The sequence below is a fragment of the Endozoicomonas sp. ONNA1 genome, assembly GCF_024606325.1.
GTDB lineage: Bacteria > Pseudomonadota > Gammaproteobacteria > Pseudomonadales > Endozoicomonadaceae > Endozoicomonas_A.
Window position 1 is genome coordinate 1 of record NZ_JAHHPN010000990.1, and the last position, 2874, is coordinate 2874.

Below are 2874 nucleotides of genomic sequence, written 5' to 3' on the forward strand. Positions count from 1 at the left end.
CCAGATAAAACTTCAGCATATCCATCCATTTGGGGTCCAGCCTGACCACCTGAACCCTGTCGTATTCAGTACTTTTCTTCTCAAAGATGGACACATTGGCACCGGCTTCGAATTGTGACAAGGCCAAAGTCAGCCCTGTCGGACCAGCCCCTTCAATCGCTACCCGAGGATGAGTTCTGGCATCGTCATGCTGTTTAATCAGCCAGTCGAGCTGTGCCAGATCCACTTCCTGCCCTCTTAAAGTCCCGATTTCCTGAATCTTTAACAACTTGGAGAGTTGATCTTTCTGATCATTCCAGTGTTCAGGCTGCGAGAGCATGCTCAGATCCCATCGTCTACCTGCCGCCAATTGAATATCAAGCAATACACGTCGTGACTCTGCTATCAGCTGCCCTTCTTCTTTGGTCAACTCTTCGCCTGCTTGCAGGCGTTCTCTGATGCTATCCACATCTAATTCGGTCACCTCAGCACTCAGTCGATCCAATGCTTCTCTCACCTGAGCTTTGTCGTTATTTAACTGGTTCTTCAACTGTTCAACCCTGAGAAGATTGAATCGCGATGTCAGTTCCGGATGACGGGACATGGCTTGAAGAAAAAGATAGCTTTTTCCCAGTACCAACTCCCTTGGGTGACCGTGAATGGAAAGCTCTGTGCGGGTAGCATTAGCAAAGGTTTGATCCGCGACCCTGGCCAAGGCCTTGTCACGGTTTGTATGAGGAAGGCCACTCCAGTCTGCCAATAACTGGCTGTATTCATCCTTCGACAGCCGTTCGGGAAAAGAGTGGACAATTTCCTGAATCACCTCATTGACCAGATCCTGATAACCATCCGATTGACGGGTGTCGTTAAAATGCTGTTCCAGCTTCGCAAGATCCTGATGCAGTCTGCTGGTATCCGGTATTCGGTCAGGAGCAAGAAGCAGAGTCGTGTAGTAGCCTTTGATGGCTTGCCGGGCATTATATAAAGATACTGCCGGAATGCTGTTAGTCAGTCTTGGAAAGGCTTTTATTCCCTGCTCTGCCTCAATGAGCATCGCTCCTGTGGACTCAGACCTGAGAATAGTATTTAGACTTCTATCCCTTATCTCTTGCCTCTCCGCACGGCTGAAACCCGGAATAATTCCGTTAGCCACATCCTCTACGAGACGAATTCTGTCCTGTTTATCCAGCTGCCTGTCGCCAAGAGCCTGCAACACTTGATCATGCAACAAAGCCGTTGCTTCACGCTCCCGTGCTCTGAGCTCTCTCGCTCTGCGGGTGGGAGAGAAAAAGGCAACCAGCCTTTTGAGCAGATTCCCACGGGGTTTGACACTGACGACCTTTCTCCCCCTGAAAGTAGCCAAAGAGTCTTTCGCGACTAATCCCGAAACACCACTCACATCAACCCGGCCCGTTTCTCCTTTTCTATGAATCGTCTCAAGCTCTTTGACGTTGTTCATCAATTCAACGAACTGAGCAGCAGGTCCTGTTGACCCACCTGCGCCTCCTATACTCATTGCTACTGACCTCCCTGCCTGTGCCATTCAACAAATAAAACGATAAAGAAATAATTCCGTTATTGACCAATGCAACCGCCAAAATCAGGTCTTCAGTTGAGACCCCAGCCCCAGGAGCACTTCGCCTCGCTGAATCACAAAGTCAGCAGTTCTCTGCTGCCTCTGCTCAAGCTCTTCCCGGTGCAACCAACTATTAGAAGGATTGACATCATTGGCCGTTTTTTGGGTAAATTCCTGCAATTGCAAAACATGCTCTCTGGCTCCGGTCAGCGCACTGGAACTCATAAAATGAGGGCTGACTGCGGCATCACCGACTGCCGTTATTGTCAATTCATGCCCGTCTTTTTGCTGGGTTACAACACTTTTCTCAACCCTGTGTTGCTGTACCGAAAAGGCCGAAGCAAATTTGTGATTGATTTTGTCCGATGTGGCTCCCAGTGATCTGGAGTCATCGATTCCGTAATAATGGGCAACCGCCTGAAACCAGGCTTTTTGAACTGCCTTGACACCCTCTTTGGCTTTTTTCTCAGCCTGTTTATTAGCCTCTTCCGGATTAATGACACCCGATCCCGGAGTCACACTGACCGCCACATTCCGCTTAATTTTCCCCTCCAGTTTTTTACAATACTGGCCAAAGGGCTTTGGCAACTCCATGCCAATGTAAACCAGATTCTTGTTCTCAAAACAGCGAGTCTGCATAACCCGATTCATAGTCTTATACTCAAGCTCTAGCAGATCCTTAGGGTCGACGACACTTTTTATTGAGTCAGCAGGTTCTGATAAAAGAAGCAGCTCTTTGGAAAGGCTCTCCCTGAAGTGTTCATGAAAATCCTTGTCAAAGACCACCACCTCTCTGAAATCCTGAAAGCTGTCCAGCTTCTGGCTGGGTAACTCTGCGCCTTTTTTACCTTCCCAGCTACAGACACCGTATGGCTCGGCACGGACAAGTACTTTGTCCTCCATAAACTTGCCTCTCAGCTGGGTGTTTTTACCTCCGGCACAGATCAGCATATCCACAGGCCGATACTTGAACGTTTCCTCCGGGGTGTGATCTTTTGCCCTGCTCTGTCGCGCCACATCATAAGCAGGATTATAACGAGCCCTGACCTTGAAGCCCTCCTCCCCCGACTCTACCTCTTCAAGCTCGTAGGCAGCCATTCTTTCCAGACTGAAAGGCTGGTCACTGTCACTGGTCTTATCATAATTTCTGCCCATGAGCTCGGTCAGTCGGTAGTGTAATGCTTCTTCCAAACGATGAATGGTTATCTCGCCATAGCCATCGGGACGAACGATGCCCTTGCTTTCTTCACTTCCACCAAAAAGCTCGTAATAATGCTCACCCAGATAAAACTTCAGCATATCCATCCATTTGGGGTCCA

General features: G+C 48.9%; 2 protein-coding genes. Both read right to left on the minus strand.

Translation table 11 applies throughout. The features are described 5' to 3' along the window. The coding region (locus tag KDK19_RS23845) for a hypothetical protein (RefSeq protein WP_257293100.1) at window positions 1-1495 on the minus strand (1495 nt) is incomplete at its 3' end. A gap of 84 nt (window positions 1496-1579) precedes the next feature. Beyond that, a partial coding sequence (locus tag KDK19_RS23850) for a hypothetical protein (RefSeq protein ID WP_257293101.1) occupies window positions 1580-2874 on the minus strand: 1295 nt, incomplete at its 5' end.